Consider the following 16,160-nt stretch of genomic DNA (forward strand, 5'->3'; position numbering starts at 1 on the left):
CGGCTGCGCCGGACCGCGACTCGGCAGTTTCCCGGCGGTCTCCTCCGAAGGTCCTAAGACCCTCAGCCGATCCGCATGGACAGTTCCACGTCGTCGCCGACCGCCACAGACAGGTAGCCGCCATCGCCCGAGCGCATGCGCGCCAGGTAGTCGGGGCTGTGGTCGGCATTGTCGGCGACGATGAAGGCGCCCGGCCTGAGCCGGCTCTCCACCAGGCCCAGGATCTCGGGATAAAGCGCCTTGGCGCCATCGAGCAGCACCAGGTCAATCGTGTCGGGGAGATCGACGCTCAACGTCTGCAGCGCATCTCCCTCCCGGATCTCCACCAGGTCGATGACGCCACCGGCCGCCAGGTTGTCCCGGGCCCGCGCCAGCTTGGACGGCTCGAACTCGCTGGTGATCAGGCGGCCGCCGCCATTGTCTCGCAGCGCCGCGGCGAGATGCAGGGTCGAGATGCCGAACGAGGTCCCGAACTCGACGATCGTCCGCGCGCCGCAGCCCCGCGCCAGCATGTAGAGCAGCGCGCCAGTCTCCCGCGAGACGGGGAGAGCGAGATCCTTCAGGCGCCCGTAGAGGTCGAGATATTCGGTCTTGCTCCGCATCAGGCGCTCCCGCTCTTCCGCCGAGAGGTCCGCCACGGCGGGGCTTGCCGTCGGCGAGGACTCGTCGGCCTCCGTGAACAGGCGCTCCAGCAGCGGCGCGATCGGTGCGGTGGTCAGGGTGGTCATGCAGGTCTCCGGTCGAAACAGGCGCGTCCTTGCGCCGGACCGAAAATACGACTAGTTCGTCAGGTTTCTGAGTCGCGTTGCCGAAGCCGCCCATGCCCGACCGCCGAAGACCGCAGATTTCCTCGCGAAAACAGCCCCGGCAGGCTCGCTCGACGGACCTCGTCGCAGCGATCCTGGAAGCGGCTGTTCAGGTTTTGGCGAAGGAGGGCGCCCAACGCTTCACCACGGCGCGGGTGGCCGAGAAGGCCGGGGTCAGCGTCGGGTCGATCTACCAGTATTTCCCGAACAAGGCGGCGATCCTGTTCCGGCTGCAGAGCGACGAGTGGCGGCAGACGACCGAACTGCTGTGCCGCACGCTGGAGGATGTCTCGCGGCCGCCGCTGGAGCGGCTGCGCCTCCTGGTCCACGCCTTCCTGCGCTCGGAATGCGAGGAGGCCGCGATCCGGGGCGCGCTGAACGACGCCGCGCCGCTCTATCGCGATGCGCCCGAGGCGAGCGAGGTGAGGGCGTCAGGGCGCCGGGCGGGCGAGGCCTTCATGCGGGAGGCGCTGCCCCGGGCCTCGGACGCCACCCGGAGCCTGGCGGGCAACCTGATCATGACGACGCTGAGCGAGGTGGGGAAAAGCTTCTCGGAACGCCCTCGCACCCCGGCGGAGATCGAGACCTACGCCGAGGCGCTGGCCAGCATGCTCTGCGCCTATCTGGCGGGGCTCCACGCCGCCGCTCCGGACCAGCCCTAGGCGCCCGGCCGGTCCTTGGCCATTGCCAGCCATGGGCCGCCATCATCGTCCAGCGGATGGAACCCCGCCCCCTCCAGGCAGCGGACGGCGCGGTGGTTGGTGCGGGCCGGCCGGGCCAGGATGCGCGAGGCCCGCCCGCCCTTCAGCAGCCGGTCGGTGTAGGCGCCGAGGAAGGCGGTGCCGAGGCCCTTGCCGACATAGCTCGGCTCGCCGATGAACAGGTCGATGCCGAAGCTGCCGGGCTCGGCGTCGCCGCCGGGTGCCGCGGCGGCGGCGTCATAGGCCTGGAGATAGCCGATCTGCCGGCCCTGCCAGGCGACCAGCATCGGCTCGGCCCAGTCCGATGCCATCAGCCGGCGGATCTCGCGGATCCCGGTGTCCGGATCGCCCCACCAGGCGCGGACATGCGGCATGGCGAGCCACAGGCGCAGGCGCGGCAGGTCGGCGGGGCGGAGCGGCGTGAAGGTGAACATCCGCGCCAGTCTAGCCGGGTTTCGCGGCCGCCCGACAGTGCCGCAGCGAGGCGGTCAGCTGCGCCGGCGCAGATGCGGGGTGATCTTCCACTCCACCGCCCGCACGCCCTGCGCCACCACGAAGTTCATGGCGAGGTAGAGGATGCCGGCGGCGGTGAACACCTCGAAGGGCGCGAAAGTGCGGGAGTTGATCTGCTTGGCGATGCCGGTGATCTCCATGATGGTGATGATCGAGGCCAGCGAGCTGGCCTTCACCATCAGGATGATCTCGTTGCCATAGGCCGGCAGCGCCTGGCGGATGGCGATCGGCACGGTGATCCGCCGGAACACCAGCGACCGCGACATGCCGCAGGCCCGCGCCGCCTCGATCTGGCCGAAGGGCACGGCCTGCAGGCCGCCGCGGATGATCTCGCTGGTATAGGCGGCGGTGTTCATGGCGAAGGCGATCACGGCGCAGGGGAAGGCCTCGCGCAGCGGCCAGTCCCAGACGCCCAGCGCCTCCCAAAGCGGCTTGAACTGGCCGAGGCCGAAATAGATCAGGAAGATCTGGACCAGCAGCGGCGTGCCGCGGAACACGAAGACATAGCCGCGGGAGATGCGCGACAGGATGCCGTTGCCGGACATCCGCATCACCGCCAGCACCATCGCCATGACGACGCCGAGGGCGAGCGCCGGCACGATCAGCTCGATGGTCACCAGGGCGCCGCCGAGCAGCTTGCCGAAGGTGTCGAGGATCAGGTCGAGATCCATGCTCAGCCCGCCCGCCGCACGCCGCGGTCGTAATGCGCCTCGGCCTTGCGGAACATCTTGGTCGAGAAGGTGGTGATGACCAGGAACAGCACCGCCGCGCTGATGAAGAACGGGAACGGCTCGCGCGTCGACCGCGCCGCCACCTGGCTGATCCGCATCAGCTCGGTCACCCCGACGACGGAGACCAGCGCCGTGTCCTTCAGGATCAGCTGCCAGATATTGCCGAGGCCGGGCAGCGCCAGGCGGATGGTCTGCGGCAGGATGATGCGGCGGAACACCATGAAGCCGTGCATGCCGAAGGCCCGGCCGGCCTCGATCTGGCCATGCGGGATGACCTGGATGGCGCCGCGCAGCACCTCGGTCGCATAGGCGCCGGAGATCAGCCCGACGGCGAGGACGCCGATCGCGAACTCGTTCAGCTGGAACGACCCCGTGATCCCCATCAGGCCGAGGATGGCGTTGATCGCCCGCTCGTTGCCGAAGAACAGGAGATAGATGATCAGGAGCTCCGGCACACCGCGGACGACCGTGGTGTAGATCTCCATCAGCCCGCGCAGCACGAAGCCGCCCCAGACCTTGAGGCAGGCGGCGATCAGCCCGACCACGACCCCGAAGATGTAGCTGGCGGTGGACAGCAGCACGGTCATCCCCGCCGCCCGGACGAACTCGTCGCCCCAGCCCTGGTCGCCCCAGGAGAACAGCTGCGCCCAGTGGGACAGCGAATCGATCAGTCCTTGCATGCCTTGCGCGCTGCCTCGAACGGAACGGGCGGCCGGTCAGGCCGCCCGAAGCCTTCCTAATTGCTGGGAGCCAGCGGGTCGTAGCCGAACCACTGCATCGCCAGCTTGGTCAGCGAGCCGTCGGCCTTCATGGACTCGATCGCCTTGTCGAGCTTGGCCTTGAGCTCCTTGTCCTCCTGCCGCAGGCCGATGCCGATGCCCTGGCCGAACAGCGGGTTGTCCTTGCCGGTCAGGGTCGGGCCGTAATGGCTGTAGCCCTTGCCGGCGTCGCTCTTCAGGAACGAATCCCAGGACGTGCTGTCGCCCAGCCCGGCGTCGATGCGGCCGTTGACCAGATCGAAATTGAGCTCGTCGACCGTGTCGTAGAGCTTGACGGACGCGTCCTTGAACTCGGCCTCGAGGAAGTTCTGGTGGGTGGTCGAGCGCTGCACGCCGATGGTCTTGCCCTTCAGCGCGGCGTGGACGTCGGCCAGGGTCTTGGCGTCCTTCAGGAGCCCGTCCTTGGCGCCGACGAACCAGGCCGGCGTGTCGGTGTAGGGCACCGAGAAGGCGATCTGCTTCAGCCGCTCCTCGGTGATCGACATGCCGTCCATGAGGGCGCCGCAGCGCTTGTTCAGCAGCGCCGGGATGAAACCGTCCCAATCCTGCTGCACGACCTCGCAGGTCAGGCCGGCCTGCTTGCACAGGCTGTTGGCGACATCGACCTCGAAGCCGACGATCTTGCCGGTGGAATCGGTGTTGTTGAAGGGCGGGTAAGCGCCTTCCATGCAGATGCGCACGGTGTCGGCAGCTGCCGTCCCGGCGGCCAGCGTCAGCGCCGCCGCCCCGATCAGGGACACCCAGATCTTGGTCATGAACCTCTCCCGTTGGAACCTGCGGTCCCGGTTGGGGCCGGGCGCCGGCACCGCATCCGCCGACGCCCGCTCCTGCTACTTGATCCCCGCCTTACTTGATCGAGGTGTCGATGCCGAACCACTGCACCGACAGCTTGGTCATCGTGCCGTCAGCGTTCACCTCGTCCAGCGCCTTGTCCAGCTTCGCCTTCAGCGCCGTGTCCTCCTTGCGCAGGCCGATGCCGACGCCGAGGCCGAAGATCGGGTCGTCCTTGCCGGTCAGGCCCGGGCCGAAATGGTCGTAGGCCTTGCCGGCGTCGCTGGCCAGGAAGTCCTTCCAGCCGAGGCTGTCGGCCAGGCCGGCGTCGATGCGGCCGTTCTGCAGGTCGAGGTTGAGGTCGTCCTGGGTGTCGTAGAGCTTCACCTCGGCGCCCGGCACCTTGGCCTCGAGGAAGTTCTGATGGATGGTCGAGCGCTGCACGCCGACCGACTTGCCCTTCAGCGCCGCCTGGATGTCGGCCAGGGTCTTGGCGTCCTTCAGCACGCCGTCCTTGGCGGAGACGAACCAGGCCGGGGTGGTGCTGTAGGGCTTGGAAAAGGCGATCTGCTTCAGCCGCTCCTCGGTGACCGACATGCCGGCCATGATCGCGTCATAGCGCTTGTTCATGAGCGCCGGGATCATGCCGTCCCAATCCTGCTGGATGATCTCGCAGGTCATCTGGGTGCGCTTGCACAGCTCGTTGGCGAGGTCGATCTCGAAGCCGACCAGCTTGCCCGAGGCGTCGGTGGCGTTGTACGGCGGATAGGCGCCTTCGGTGCCGACCCGCAGCGTCTCCGCCGAGGCGGTGCCGGCGGCCAGCACGAGGGCCGCGGCGGCAGCCAGTGACAACCAGCTCTTCATCATGAAGTCTCCCGTTCAAATCTGGGACCCTGCGGTCCCGGGTTGGATGGGCCGATTTCCGCGAATTCGCCGCGCGCGGTCAAGCATCGCAGCGAAGCGGCGCCCATCAATGCTGTGCCTTGAGAAATTGCCGGATCCGCTCGGAGCGCGGATTGTCGAACACCTCGGCCGGCGTCCCCTCCTCCTCCGTCCGCCCCTGGTGCAGGAAGATCACCCGGCTCGACACCTCGCGGGCGAAGCGCATCTCGTGGGTGACGAGCAGCATGGTGTTGCCCTCCTCCGCCAGCTGGCGGATCACCCGCAACACCTCGCCGACCAGCTCGGGGTCGAGGGCCGAGGTCGGCTCGTCGAACAGCATCACCTTGGGCTGCATCGCCAGCGCCCGCGCGATCGCGGCGCGCTGCTGCTGGCCGCCCGACAGGTGGCTCGGGTAATGGTCGCGCTTGTCGGCGATGCCGACCTTGGCCAGCAGCGCCTCGGCGCGCTCCACCGCCTGCCGGCGCGGCACCTTCAGCACATGCACCGGCGCCTCGATCACGTTCTCGAGCACGGTCATGTGCGACCACAGGTTGAAGCTCTGGAACACCATGCCGAGCGAGGACCGGATCCGGTCGACCTGCTTGCTGTCCTCGGGTTCGGCCTCGCCGGAGCGCAGCTTCCGCATCCGGATCAGCTCGCCATTGACCCAGACGCGGCCGTCATTGGGCATCTCGAGCAGGTTGATGCAGCGGAGCAGCGTGCTCTTGCCCGAGCCGGAGGAGCCGATGATCGAGATGACGTCGCCCTGCCGGGCCTTCAGCGACACGCCCTTCAGCACTTCGAGCTTGCCGAACCGCTTGTGCATGTCCTCGACGACGATCGCCCCGTCCGAGGGCGCCGCGGCGGCAGCAACAGAGACCACGATAAAAGAGCCTCACCCGAGTTCTTGTTGCAGTCGAAACAACCATTGTTTCGCGGTGCCGGTCAACCGCCGCCCGATGCCGCGACGCCGCAACCGCGATGGCGAAAGTCCGGCGCCGGTTTTCATCTGCATTGTTGCGGAAATCCGGCCGCCTCCGATCATCCGGCGCCGGGGGCGGGCAGCTGGGAGATGCGACCCTCGATCGCCCGGCGCTCCTGGCTGCCCTCCTGGAACTGGTCGCGCATCCGGCCCCACAGCCGCCGCGCCTCCTCCGGCTGCCCGCTCTTCTGCGCGGCGACGCCGAGGAACCACAGGGCGATGGCGTCGTTCGGGTCCGCTGCCAGGATGCGGCGCAGCCCGGTCTCCAGCAGCGGCGGCACCTCCTCGCCCCGGCCAGCGGCCAGCAGGGAGTCGGCATAGGCGCGCAGCAGATCGTTGTTGTCCGGCGCCAGCGCCGCAGCCCTTGCATAGGCGTCGGCGGCGGCACCGACATCGCCCAGCACACCGCGGGCCCGGGCCAGCCGGACCCAGCCTTCGAGGTCGTCCGGCGACTGCTCCAGCCGTGCCGCCAGGCCGTCGACCATGCCGCGGATCGCCTTGGCCTGCTCGTCCGGCGGCAGCGACGCGATGCCCGCCGCCGGGCCGTTCGCCGGAGGAGCGGCCCGAGCGACGGGCGGCTGCGGCTCCGGCGTCGCGGATTTCGGGTCGAGGCCGAGCCGCTGCGCCGCCTCGGCCAAATGCTGGCGGACCGAGGGCAGCCAGGGCGCATCGGCCGGAGACTCCCGCGCCAGCGCCTGCCACAGATCCAGCGCAGCCCGGTCGTCGCCGGCCTGGGCGTTGCCGAGCGCCAGGAAGTAGCGGGCGCGGATGTCGCCGGGCTTGAGCTGCAGCGCCTGCTCGAAGGCGGCGCGCGCGGTCTCGGTGACGGTGCTGCCATTGGCGCCGACCAGGGCCTCGCCATAGCGGCCAGTCAGCTCGGCGTCGGCATTGCCAAGCCCGATGGCGCGGCCATAGGCGTCGGCGGCCTTGGCGCTTTCGCCCAGCTGGCTCCAGCGCTGGCCGAGCTCGATCCAGCCGGCGCGGTCCTGCGGGCTGGCGGCCAGGCGCTGCTCCAGGGCCCGCGCCTCTGCCACCGCGGACTGGGCCGCCATGCGCTCGCCCGGATCGCGGCTGGCGAAGGGCTGCGACGGCAGGCCGGGCGTGCCCTCGACCATGTAGATCGCCAGCGCCGCCACCGGCAGCAGCACGGCGAGGCCGAGCGCCACGCGGCGCGGCGGGAGCGCGGGTGCGACGGCTGCCGGCGGCGCCTCACCGGCCGCGGCCAGCAGGCGGCGGGCGATCTCGGCCTTCGCCGCCTCGGCTTCGGCGGCGCCGATCTCGCCGGTGGCGCGCTCGCGCTCCAGCTCCCTCAGCTGATCGCGATAGATGGCTGCATCGGCACCGGACGCGACCGACGCGCCGGCGGCGAACAGGCGGTGCAGCAGCAGCGCCACGGCGCCGCCGGTCATCAGCGCCGCGACGATCCAGAAAACCCAGCCGGTCACGGCGCCTGCTCCTCGTCCATCAGGCGGGCCAGGCGGCGGCTCTCCTCCGGCGACAGCGGCGCCACCTCGGCCGGGCGCCGGCGGCGGCGCAGGATCAGAAGGGCGATGGCGGCGAACAACAGCACCACCGGACCGAACCACAGCGCCAGCGTGCCGGCGCGCAGCGGCGGCCGCAGCAGCACATAGTCGCCGTAGCGGGCGGTGACGAAGTCCAGCACCTGGGCATTGCTGTCGCCGGCCTTCAGGCGCTCGCGCACGATGGTGCGCAGGTCGCGGGCCAGGTCGGCGTTGGAATCGTCGATCGACTGGTTCTGGCAGACCAGGCAGCGCAGCTCCTGCCCGAGCTCCCGCGCCCGTGCCTCCAACGCCGGGTCGGCCAGTTGCTCCTGCGGCTCGACCGCGAAGGCGGGGGCGGCGAGGGTCAGGGCCAGCAGCAGCGCCGCAAAGATGGCAGGTGCCCTCACTTCGCCAGCTCCGCCAGCAGCGGCCGGATCTCGCGGTCGACGATGTCGGGGGTCAGTGGGCCTGGGTGGCGGTAGCGGATGCGGCCGGCCTTGTCGATGACGAAGGTCTCGGGCACGCCGTAGACGCCGAGGTCGATCGCGGTGCGGCCCTCGACGTCGGCGCCGATCCGGCGGTACGGGTCGCCGTTGCGCTTCAGCCAGGCCAGCGCGTCCTCCGGCTTGTCCTTGTAGTTGATGGCCAGGACCGGGATGCCGTCCTCGCGGCCGAGCTTGGTGATCACCGGATGCTCGGCCAGGCAGGGCACGCACCAGCTGGCGAACACGTTCAGCAGCATCGGCTGGCTGCCGAAATTACCGGTCGAGAGCCCGTCCGACCGGCCCGGCAGCGCCGCCAGGTCGAAGGCCGGCAGCGGCTTGTCGATCAGGGCCGAGGGCAACGCCTGCGGGTCGCTGCCGGACAGGAGCTTGGTCCCGACCCCGACGGCCAGGGCGGCGAGCAGCAGCAGCGGCAGGAGGAACAGCAGTCGGCGCATGGTTTCGCGATCCTCAGGCCGGCGAACCGACGGCCGGCGCCGCCGCCCGCCGCGGCGCGCCGACGCGCAGCCGGCGGTCGCTCAGCGACAGGGCGCCGCCGAAGGCCATGACCAGGGCGCCGCCCCAGATCCACGGCACCAGCGGATGGTGGTAGAGCCGCAGGCTCCAGCGCCCATCCGCCTGCTCCTCGCCCAGGGCGACATAGACGTCGCCGGCCAGGGTGGTGTGGATCGCCACCTCGCTGGTCGGCATCTGCGCCACCGGGTAGAAGCGCTTCTCGGGCGCGAGGTCGGTGACGACGGCGCCGTCGTGCAGCAGCGTCATGTCGCCCTCGCGGGTTTCATAGTTCGGCCCCTGCCCCACCCGCACGCCGTCGAACTGGACCGCGTAGCCGGCGGCGAGATCGATGCGGTCGCCAGGGCCCGCCAGCACCAGCCGCTCGGTCGACCAATAGCTGGTGGCGATCATGCCGAGCAGCGCGATGCCGAGCCCGGCATGGGCGAAGGCGGTGCCCCAGGCGCTGCGCGGCAGGCCGATGGCGCGGGACAGGCTGTCGCGCAGCGGGATCCGGAACAGCCGCACCCGCTCGGCGATCTCGGTGGCGGCGCCGAGCACGACCCAGGCGCCGAAGGCGATGCCGAGCAGCGCCAGCACCGGGCCGCCACCCTGCAGCCAAAGCGCGGCAAGGGTGACGATCACGGTGCCGGCGGCGGCGAATTTCAGCCGGCCGAGCACGCCGGGCAGGTCGCCGCGCTTCCAGGCCATCAGCGGCGCGATCACCATCACCACCACCACCGGCGTCATCAGCGGCACGAAGGTGAGCTGGTAATAGGGCTTGCCGACCGAGACCGCCTTGTCGAGCAGCGGATAGAGCGTGCCGACGAACACCGTCACCGTGGCGGTGCAGATCAGGAGGTTGTTCAGCACCAGCGCCCCTTCCCGGCTGATCGGGGCGAAGACGCCGCCCAGCTTCAGCCGCGGCGCGCGGATGGCGTAGAGGGTGAAGGCGCCGCCGACGGTGATCGCCAGCAGCAGCAGGATGAACACCCCGCGCTCCGGATCGACCGCGAAGGCGTGCACCGAGGTGATGATGCCGGATCGCACCAGGAAGGTGCCGACCAGGCTGAGGCCGAAGGTGAGGATGGCGAGCAGGATCGTCCAGCTCTTCAGCGCGTCGCGCTTCTCGACCACCAAAGCGGAGTGCAGGAGCGCGGTGCCGGCCATCCAGGGCATCAGCGAGGCGTTCTCCACCGGGTCCCAGAACCACCAGCCGCCCCAGCCGAGCTCGTAATAGGCCCAGTAGGAGCCGAGCGCGATGCCGACGGTCAGGAACGACCAGGCGGCCAGGGTCCAGGGCCGCACCCAGCGCGCCCAGGCGGGGTCGACCCGGCCCTCGATCAGCGCCGCGACGGCGAAGGAGAAGGCCATCGAGAAGCCGACATAGCCGAGATAGAGGAAGGGCGGGTGGAAGGCCAGGCCGGGGTCCTGCAGCAGCGGGTTCATGTCCCGGCCGTCGAGCGGCGCCGGGTCGAGCCGCAGGAACGGGTTCGAGGTCAGGATGATGAAGGCCAGGAAGCCGACGCCGATCATGCCCTGCACCGCCAGCACCCGGGCCTTCAGCGTCGCCGGCAGGTTGCCGCCGAACAGCGCCACCGCGGCACCGAACAGCGCCAGGATGAGGACCCAGAGCAGCATCGAGCCCTCATGGTTGCCCCAGACGCCGGTGACCTTGTAGAGCATCGGCTTGGTGGAGAGGCTGTTGTTCGCGACCAGCGCCACCGAGAAGTCGGAGACGACATAGGCCCAGGTCAGCGCCGCGAAGGCGATGCCGATGGCGGCCAGCTGCAGCGTCGCCGCCGGCTCGGCGATCGCCATCAGCCCCGGATGGCGCCGGGCGGCGCCCCACAGCGGCAGGGTCGACTGCACCAAGGCGAGGATCAGCGCCAGGACCAGCGCGTAGTGGCCGAGCTCGGGGATCATTGCGCGGCCACCGTGCCGGTGGCGGGGGGCGCGGCCACCGTGCCGGTCGGGAGGGCGGGCTTGCCAGCGCCGCCGGGCGCGCCCGGATGGCCGGCATCCTGCAGGGCCTTGGCGACTTCGGGCGGCATGTATTTCTCGTCGTGCTTGGCCAGGAGCTCGTCGGCGACGAAGGTGCCGTCGGCCCCGACCCGGCCATGCGCCACCACCCCCTGGCCCTCGCGGAACAGGTCGGGAACGATACCGGCATAACGCACCGGCACGTCATAGGCGGTGTCGGTCACGGTGAAGGTGATGGTCTGCCCGTCGGGCAGGCGCTGCAGCGAGCCGTCGACCACCAGGCCGCCGAGGCGGAAGCGCTGCCCTTCCGCCACCTTGCCGTCATGCAGCTCGGTCGGGCTGTAGAAGAACAGCAGGTTGTCCTGGAAGGCGGTCAGGGCCAGGGCCGAGGCGGTGCCGAGACCGAGGGCGGCGAGGCCGAGCAGCATCAGGCGGCGGCGCTTGCGGGTCATGCGCGCCGTCTCCGCCCGTTCAACTGTTCCAGCGCCTCGAGGCTGCGCCGGCTGCTGCGCCGCCGCGCCAAGGTGGCGACGGTCAGCCCGACCAGCACCACCAGGGCCGCGCCATAGGCGGTCCAGACATAGGCGGCGTATCCGCCCATCGCGAAGAACTCGGTCATCCGATCGGCTGCTCCAGCCCGGGCGCTTCGCCTCGCCGCGCGGCCATGGCGGTGGCCAGGCGCAGGGCGCGGATGCGGCGCTCGGCGATCTCGGTCTCGGTGCGCAGCAGCACCAGCCAGGCGAACAGCGCGGTGAAGGCGACGGCCATCAGCAGCAGCGGGTAGAGCATCGAGGAGTCGAGGGTCGAGCCGCCGAGCTTCATCACCGAGGCCGGCTGGTGCAGCGTGTTCCACCAGTCGACCGAGAACTTGATGATCGGCAGGTTGACGGCGCCGACCAGGGTCAGCACCGCGCCGGCCTTGAGGCCGCGCTGCGGGTCGTCGAAGGCCGAGACCAGCACGATGTAGCCGAGATAGATGAAGAACAGGATCAGCACGCTGGTCAGCCGCGCATCCCACACCCACCAGGTGCCCCACATCGGCTGGCCCCAGAGCGAGCCGGTGAGCAGGCACAGCGCGGTGAAGCCGGCGCCCAGCGGCGCCGCGGCCTTGGTGTAGAGCTCGGCCACCGGATGCTTCCACACCAGGCCGACCGCCGAGGCGACGGCCATGGTGGTGTAGACCATCATCGCCATCCAGGCCGAGGGCACGTGGATGTACATGATCCGCACCGTCTCGCCCTGCTGGTAGTCCGGCGGCGAATCGAACAGCGCCAGCCACAGCCCGGCGACCAGCGTCAGCAGGGCGACGCCGAGGGCCCAGGGCCGCAGGGCGGCGCTCAGGCGCAGGAAGCGGGCCGGGTTGGCGAAGCGGTGCATGAGCGTGGCGTGGCGGTCGTTGATCCCAGGATAGACAAAGCTACGTCGCGTGTCGGCGGTTCAATTGCCGCGCCCCGCGGGGCCGCCGGCCGCTCCACCCGACGCGTGGATGGCGTCGCGCAGCTCCGGATGGAAGGCGCCGTAGTCGCAGGTCAGCTCCTCCCCCGCCGCGATGTCGCGCCGGGCGACGCAGACCTCGCCCACCGTCTCCAGCGTCGGGTCGTCGCTGTGGTTCATGAAGCGGGCGTCGTCGAGGTTCAGCGACAGGCCGCCAGGCAGCTCCGGCGCCGGATAGGCATAGCGCTCGAGGAAGCCGCGTGCGGTCTCCGGCAAGGCGGCGACCTGGGCGTCCGGAACGAAGACGTCGAACACCGGATGCCAACGCCACACCTCGGTGCCGGCGGCGATCGGTTCGGCGGCAAGCAGGCCCAGCCCTTGGATCCGGCTGGGACCGACGGTGGTGGGGACGAGAAGCATCGGCCGGGTTCCTTTTCCCACAGCATTACGCGAGCCCGGCCCCCGCGTCACCCCGGACGAAGGGCCGAGAGGCGATCCAGGTGCTTCAAACCGCTCAACAGCTGCTTTCGTCCAGCGGCGGCCACTGCTGGGCCGCGTGCAACACCCGAAGGACCGCAACCGTCCGGGCATCTTCGCTGTAGATCACCACATAGTTACGCCGCACGACCATCTCCCTGGTTCCGGCGACGCGACCATGGCGATAGAGCTTCGGGTGCGTCGGTAGGTCGGCCACCTTGGCTTCGATCTCGTCCTTCAACCGCTGAGCGGCATCCGGGTTGTCGTCGGAAATGTAGTCGACGATCGCCAGCAGATCGGCGCGAGCGATCTGCCGCCATTCAAGAGCGGGCACGGCGCTTCCGGTCGATCAGCGCCTGGGCTTCATCCATGACCTGCTGGTGCGGCACGGCCGGGCGCGTGTCCACCAGCGCCTCCTGCACCTTTGCGCGGAACCAGGCGTCATAGGCTTCGGGATCGGCGGTCAGGCCGGCGGGCAGCGCTCCCTCCCTGACCACGCGGGTGAGGAGGATCCGCACGGCGTCCGAGACTGTCAGCCCGAAGCCGGCGAGCGTCTCTGCGGCGGCAGCCTTGAGGTCATCGTCCACGCGGACGTGCAGCATCGAGGTGTGAGTGGCCATCGGCATCCTCCATGTCGAGGCCAATTGTATCTCGATTGAGATACAATTGGAAGTAATCTCAGACTGCCTAAGACTGCGCCTGGCGCAGCGCCGCCGCGGCGGCGATCGGGGCCAGGGGCAGGGCGGCGGCGAGGCAGCCGCCGAGCAGCAGCAGGTGCGGCCGGGCCGTGAGGCCGGTGGCCACCGCCTCCACCGCCGCGGCGCCGAAGATCAGCACCGGAACAAAGAGCGGCAGGATCAGCAGCGCCAGCAGGGCCCCGCCGCGCCGGGCGCCGAGGGTGAGGGCCGAGCCGACCGCGCCGATCAGGCTGAGGCAGGGCGTGCCCAAGAGCAGGGACAGCGCCAGCACCGGCCAAGCCGATGCCTGCAGCCCCAGCATCGCCGCCATCAGCGGCGACAGCAGGATCAGCGGCAGGCCGGTCAGCAGCCAATGGGCCAGCGCCTTGGCCAGCACCGCGGCCTCCAGCGGCAGCGGCGACAGCATCAGGAGGTCGAGCGACCCGTCCTCATAGTCCTGGGCGAACAGGCGGTCGAGCGCCAGCAGCGTCGCCAGCAGGGCCGCGACCCAGACGACGCCGGCGGCGATCCGGCCGAGCAACGCCAGCTCCGGCCCCACGCCGAGCGGGAACAGCACCACGGTGATGACGAAGAAGGCCAGCACCGCGGCGACGTCGCCGCCCGAGCGCAGGGCCAGGCGCAGGTCGCGCGACAGCAAAGCGAGGAAGGCACTCACAGCGGCAGTTCCTCCGCCGCGTAATCCTGCAGCGCCAGGAAGCGGGCGCCGTCGAGCGCCAGCGGCACATGCGTCGCCAGCATCACCAGCCCGCCCGCGGCGCGGTGCCGGGCGATGCGCCCCTCCAGCCGCGCCACCGAGGCGGTGTCGAGGCCGAGGGTCGGCTCGTCCAGCAGCCACAGGGCGGCATGGCCGAGCTCGAGCCGCGCCAGGGCCAGGCGGCGGCGCTGGCCGGCGGACAGGTAGCGGCAAGGCAGATCGTCCAGCCCTTCGAGCCCGACTGCGGCGATCGCGGCACCGACGGTCCCCTCCCCCGCCGCGGTGCCGGACAGGGCGGCCCAGATTCGCAGCGCCTCCCGCACGGTCAGCGCCGGCTTCACCGCGTCCTGGTGGCCGAGATAGGCGATCGAGCCGGCGGCGCCGGTCCAGTTCAGCGTGCCGGCGAAGGCCGGCACCAGCCCGGCGACCAGGCGCAGCAGGCTGGACTTGCCGCTGCCGTTCGGCCCGGTCAGCACCAGCGCCTCGCCCGGGTCGAGCCGGAAGGACAGCCCGGCGAAGACCAGCCGCCCGCCGCGCAGGCAGGCCAAGTCCGTCCCCACCAGGCCGTCGGCGGTCAGACTCGGCTCAGGCTGGGGCGCGGCGATCATCCCCCGCCAATAGCAGCCCCATGCCCCCAAACGGAAGGGGCAGGACCGCGGACGGCCCTGCCCCCTTGTGCCGCGCCGCCCCCCGGCGGCACGGCATCCCCCCGCGGCGGATCAGTAATGCGGGTTGTTGGCGTTCGAATTGCCGATGATGTCGAAGCGCTGGCTGGCGCCGCCGGTGCAGTTGCGGATCTGCAGCCGGGTGCCGTTGGTGTTGTCGACCACGTCGGCGCAGCGGCCGTTCATGCCGATCAGGCGACCGTCGGACTGCAGCTGCCATTTCTCGCTGGAGCCGCCGTCGCAATCCCAGATGTGCAGCTTGTCGCCGTTGTTGCCGTTGCCGCCGTCGATGTCGAAGCAGTATTCGGCGTTGCCGACCGCGCGCAGCTGGGTCTCGTCGCTGGTGATCCACTGCTGCGGCACGCCGCTGGTGCAGGGGCGCTGGTTGAGGTCCGAGCCGTTGGCGTAGAGGCCGCTCTGGATCTCGACGCAATAGCCGCTGGAAGCGCTGCGCAGGTTGAAGCCGGTCGGGACCGAGCGTCGGATTCCGTTCAGCGGCAGCTTGCCGGAGAAGGTGTCGAGGCTCTCGCGGCTGATCATCGAGGCGCCCCAGCCGACCGCCAGATACATCTGCTGGAAGGCGTCGAACTGGTTCTCGCTGCTGGACCAGAGATTGACGATCTGGCCGTTCTGCTGGGCGGTCAGCGTGTCCTTGTACCAGTACTGCACCGCCTCGTGGTTGCCGCAGACCACCCATTTGTTGGTGTTGGCGTCGTCGAAATCGTTGGCGTTGCCGCTCCAATAGAAGTCGTTCGGCTCATGCGCCTCGGGGCAGACGAAGATCTGCGCCGCGCTGCCGAACTGGTTCACATACTCTTCCTGGGTGTCGTTCTTGTCGCCGATCGGCCCACCCATCATCAGCACCAGGATCTTGCCGCGCAGCGAGTCCACGGTCGGCCAGCCGGCGCGGTAGACGCCCTCGCGCAGCGAGGCATAGCCGGTGAAGGCCCGCAGCGTCTCCGGCTTGTAGACCTTGGCCCCGAACTCGTTCGCGACCAGCGTGTTCAGCGCCGACATGTAGGAGGCGTCCCAGCCCCACAGGCCCAGGCTGGGCTTGAGGTCGAACTGCACCGTGATCGGCAGGTGGCCGGGATGGGCGTCGCTCCACGCCTTGATGTCGCGCAGGCAATCCTGCAGCAGGCCGCCGGCGCCGGCCTTGCAGTTGTTGGCGGTCGCCGCCTCGCCCAGCTCATGCTTCACCGGGAAGCCGCTTTCGTCATAGACGTCGATCTCGACCACCTGGTTGCCGCGGTCCAGCACGTCAGTCAGCTTGGCGAAATGCGCCTTCTCATAGGCGTTGTGCGGCCGCGACCAATACGCGGCGTTGTAGGTGGTGGTCCCGGCCAGCGGCTGACCCGCCGGCACCTCGGCCGACACGCCAGCCGACAGCAGCAGGACGGCCGCGACGGCCATCCCGGACAATGCATTCCACTCCATCATTTCCCCCCTTCGTCGGATGCCGAGGTCCGGCCGATCCGGCCGGCGCGACGGCGATGCTAAGCGGCTTCGAAGACGGCCGCGTGACGATTTGAACACGTGTTCATGAC

The 16,160-nt window shown here is 70.0% G+C and carries 21 protein-coding genes; 1 reads left to right on the forward strand and 20 read right to left on the reverse strand.

Annotated elements, in window-relative coordinates; genetic code table 11:
- Positions 1-62 precede the first annotated feature (62 nt).
- Positions 63-728, reverse strand: coding sequence for an O-methyltransferase (locus FFK22_RS03095; RefSeq protein WP_138887207.1), 666 nt, complete (start codon positions 726-728; stop codon positions 63-65).
- Between the two features lie 92 nt (positions 729-820).
- On the opposite strand from FFK22_RS03095, the gene FFK22_RS03100 reads away from it, so the two are divergent.
- Complete coding sequence (locus FFK22_RS03100; protein ID WP_138887206.1) at positions 821-1,468, forward strand: TetR family transcriptional regulator; 648 nt, start codon at positions 821-823, stop codon at positions 1,466-1,468.
- On the opposite strand, the gene FFK22_RS03105 is transcribed toward FFK22_RS03100, so the two are convergent.
- From FFK22_RS03105 to FFK22_RS03195, 19 genes are all read right to left on the reverse strand, one after another.
- Positions 1,465-1,941 (reverse strand): GNAT family N-acetyltransferase, encoded by a 477-nt coding sequence (locus FFK22_RS03105; RefSeq protein WP_138887205.1) that lies wholly within the window; start codon positions 1,939-1,941, stop codon positions 1,465-1,467. The two genes, FFK22_RS03100 and FFK22_RS03105, sit on opposite strands and share 4 nt — an antisense overlap.
- A gap of 54 nt (positions 1,942-1,995) precedes the next feature.
- On the reverse strand, positions 1,996-2,691 hold the full coding sequence (locus FFK22_RS03110; protein WP_138887204.1) for an ABC transporter permease: 696 nt from the start codon (positions 2,689-2,691) through the stop codon (positions 1,996-1,998).
- Positions 2,692-2,693: 2 nt separating this feature from the next.
- Entirely contained in the window at positions 2,694-3,431 is a 738-nt protein-coding gene (locus FFK22_RS03115; RefSeq protein ID WP_138887203.1) for an ABC transporter permease, read from the reverse strand.
- 56 nt (positions 3,432-3,487) lie between these two features.
- Positions 3,488-4,285, reverse strand: a complete 798-nt coding sequence (locus tag FFK22_RS03120) for a transporter substrate-binding domain-containing protein (RefSeq protein WP_138887202.1) — start codon at positions 4,283-4,285, stop codon at positions 3,488-3,490.
- A gap of 91 nt (positions 4,286-4,376) precedes the next feature.
- A complete protein-coding gene (locus tag FFK22_RS03125) occupies positions 4,377-5,168 on the reverse strand; it encodes a transporter substrate-binding domain-containing protein (RefSeq protein WP_221938345.1) in 792 nt (263 codons plus the stop codon).
- Positions 5,169-5,271: 103 nt separating this feature from the next.
- Positions 5,272-6,009: an ABC transporter ATP-binding protein gene (locus FFK22_RS03130; RefSeq protein ID WP_138887340.1), complete on the reverse strand. Its 738-nt coding sequence runs from the start codon at positions 6,007-6,009 to the stop codon at positions 5,272-5,274.
- A 215-nt stretch (positions 6,010-6,224) separates the two neighbouring features.
- Complete coding sequence (gene ccmI / locus FFK22_RS03135; RefSeq protein ID WP_138887201.1) at positions 6,225-7,610, reverse strand: c-type cytochrome biogenesis protein CcmI; 1,386 nt, start codon at positions 7,608-7,610, stop codon at positions 6,225-6,227.
- The gene (locus FFK22_RS03140) at positions 7,607-8,074 is read right to left on the reverse strand and encodes a cytochrome c-type biogenesis protein (RefSeq protein WP_138887200.1); all 468 of its coding nucleotides are present in this window, start codon (positions 8,072-8,074) and stop codon (positions 7,607-7,609) included. Before FFK22_RS03140 ends, ccmI begins: the two co-directional genes overlap by 4 nt.
- On the reverse strand, positions 8,071-8,607 hold the full coding sequence (locus tag FFK22_RS03145) for a DsbE family thiol:disulfide interchange protein (protein ID WP_138887199.1): 537 nt from the start codon (positions 8,605-8,607) through the stop codon (positions 8,071-8,073). Before FFK22_RS03145 ends, FFK22_RS03140 begins: the two co-directional genes overlap by 4 nt.
- Positions 8,608-8,620: 13 nt before the next feature.
- Positions 8,621-10,588 carry a heme lyase CcmF/NrfE family subunit gene (locus tag FFK22_RS03150; protein ID WP_138887198.1) on the reverse strand — a complete coding sequence of 656 codons (1,968 nt, stop codon included), beginning with the start codon at positions 10,586-10,588 and terminating at the stop codon, positions 8,621-8,623.
- A complete protein-coding gene (gene ccmE, locus FFK22_RS03155; protein ID WP_138887197.1) occupies positions 10,585-11,097 on the reverse strand; it encodes a cytochrome c maturation protein CcmE in 513 nt (170 codons plus the stop codon). Before ccmE ends, FFK22_RS03150 begins: the two co-directional genes overlap by 4 nt.
- The gene (ccmD, locus tag FFK22_RS03160; protein ID WP_138887196.1) at positions 11,094-11,264 is read right to left on the reverse strand and encodes a heme exporter protein CcmD; all 171 of its coding nucleotides are present in this window, start codon (positions 11,262-11,264) and stop codon (positions 11,094-11,096) included. The genes ccmE and ccmD overlap by 4 nt, the downstream gene beginning before the upstream one ends.
- Positions 11,261-12,022: a heme ABC transporter permease gene (locus FFK22_RS03165; protein WP_138887195.1), complete on the reverse strand. Its 762-nt coding sequence runs from the start codon at positions 12,020-12,022 to the stop codon at positions 11,261-11,263. The genes ccmD and FFK22_RS03165 overlap by 4 nt, the downstream gene beginning before the upstream one ends.
- Positions 12,023-12,082: 60 nt before the next feature.
- Positions 12,083-12,499, reverse strand: coding sequence for an SET domain-containing protein (locus tag FFK22_RS03170; RefSeq protein ID WP_186002274.1), 417 nt, complete (start codon positions 12,497-12,499; stop codon positions 12,083-12,085).
- Positions 12,500-12,593: 94 nt separating this feature from the next.
- Positions 12,594-12,890, reverse strand: coding sequence for a type II toxin-antitoxin system RelE/ParE family toxin (locus FFK22_RS03175; RefSeq protein WP_138887193.1), 297 nt, complete (start codon positions 12,888-12,890; stop codon positions 12,594-12,596).
- Positions 12,877-13,176: a type II toxin-antitoxin system RelB/DinJ family antitoxin gene (locus FFK22_RS03180; protein ID WP_138887192.1), complete on the reverse strand. Its 300-nt coding sequence runs from the start codon at positions 13,174-13,176 to the stop codon at positions 12,877-12,879. The genes FFK22_RS03175 and FFK22_RS03180 overlap by 14 nt, the downstream gene beginning before the upstream one ends.
- A gap of 67 nt (positions 13,177-13,243) precedes the next feature.
- A complete protein-coding gene (gene ccmB, locus FFK22_RS03185; protein WP_138887191.1) occupies positions 13,244-13,909 on the reverse strand; it encodes a heme exporter protein CcmB in 666 nt (221 codons plus the stop codon).
- Positions 13,906-14,508, reverse strand: coding sequence for a heme ABC exporter ATP-binding protein CcmA (gene ccmA / locus FFK22_RS03190; protein ID WP_221938346.1), 603 nt, complete (start codon positions 14,506-14,508; stop codon positions 13,906-13,908). Before ccmA ends, ccmB begins: the two co-directional genes overlap by 4 nt.
- 159 nt (positions 14,509-14,667) lie before the next feature.
- Positions 14,668-16,026 (reverse strand): Ca2+-dependent phosphoinositide-specific phospholipase C, encoded by a 1,359-nt coding sequence (locus FFK22_RS03195; protein ID WP_186002275.1) that lies wholly within the window; start codon positions 16,024-16,026, stop codon positions 14,668-14,670.
- Between the last annotated feature and the right edge of the window lie 134 nt (positions 16,027-16,160).

Origin of the sequence: Mycobacterium sp. KBS0706 (assembly GCF_005938675.2) — a bacterium.
GTDB lineage: Bacteria > Pseudomonadota > Alphaproteobacteria > DSM-16000 > Inquilinaceae > Inquilinus.

Excerpts from the sequence above, each read along its gene's own strand:
- FFK22_RS03115 (WP_138887203.1), bottom strand. The coding sequence starts at position 3,431 with ATGCAAGGACTGATCGATTCGCTGTCCCACTGGGCGCAGCTGTTCTCC.
- FFK22_RS03195 (WP_186002275.1), bottom strand. The coding sequence starts at position 16,026 with ATGGCCGTCGCGGCCGTCCTGCTGCTGTCGGCTGGCGTGTCGGCCGAG.
- FFK22_RS03130 (WP_138887340.1), bottom strand. The coding sequence starts at position 6,009 with ATGCACAAGCGGTTCGGCAAGCTCGAAGTGCTGAAGGGCGTGTCGCTG.
- FFK22_RS03165 (WP_138887195.1), bottom strand. The coding sequence starts at position 12,022 with ATGCACCGCTTCGCCAACCCGGCCCGCTTCCTGCGCCTGAGCGCCGCC.
- FFK22_RS03110 (WP_138887204.1), bottom strand. The coding sequence starts at position 2,691 with ATGGATCTCGACCTGATCCTCGACACCTTCGGCAAGCTGCTCGGCGGC.
- FFK22_RS03100 (WP_138887206.1), top strand. The coding sequence starts at position 821 with ATGCCCGACCGCCGAAGACCGCAGATTTCCTCGCGAAAACAGCCCCGG.
- FFK22_RS03180 (WP_138887192.1), bottom strand. The coding sequence starts at position 13,176 with ATGGCCACTCACACCTCGATGCTGCACGTCCGCGTGGACGATGACCTC.
- FFK22_RS03145 (WP_138887199.1), bottom strand. The coding sequence starts at position 8,607 with ATGCGCCGACTGCTGTTCCTCCTGCCGCTGCTGCTGCTCGCCGCCCTG.
- FFK22_RS03170 (WP_186002274.1), bottom strand. The coding sequence starts at position 12,499 with ATGCTTCTCGTCCCCACCACCGTCGGTCCCAGCCGGATCCAAGGGCTG.
- FFK22_RS03125 (WP_221938345.1), bottom strand. The coding sequence starts at position 5,168 with ATGATGAAGAGCTGGTTGTCACTGGCTGCCGCCGCGGCCCTCGTGCTG.
- FFK22_RS03150 (WP_138887198.1), bottom strand. The coding sequence starts at position 10,588 with ATGATCCCCGAGCTCGGCCACTACGCGCTGGTCCTGGCGCTGATCCTC.
- ccmE (WP_138887197.1), bottom strand. The coding sequence starts at position 11,097 with ATGACCCGCAAGCGCCGCCGCCTGATGCTGCTCGGCCTCGCCGCCCTC.
- FFK22_RS03105 (WP_138887205.1), bottom strand. The coding sequence starts at position 1,941 with ATGTTCACCTTCACGCCGCTCCGCCCCGCCGACCTGCCGCGCCTGCGC.
- FFK22_RS03120 (WP_138887202.1), bottom strand. The coding sequence starts at position 4,285 with ATGACCAAGATCTGGGTGTCCCTGATCGGGGCGGCGGCGCTGACGCTG.
- ccmD (WP_138887196.1), bottom strand. The coding sequence starts at position 11,264 with ATGACCGAGTTCTTCGCGATGGGCGGATACGCCGCCTATGTCTGGACC.
- FFK22_RS03095 (WP_138887207.1), bottom strand. The coding sequence starts at position 728 with ATGACCACCCTGACCACCGCACCGATCGCGCCGCTGCTGGAGCGCCTG.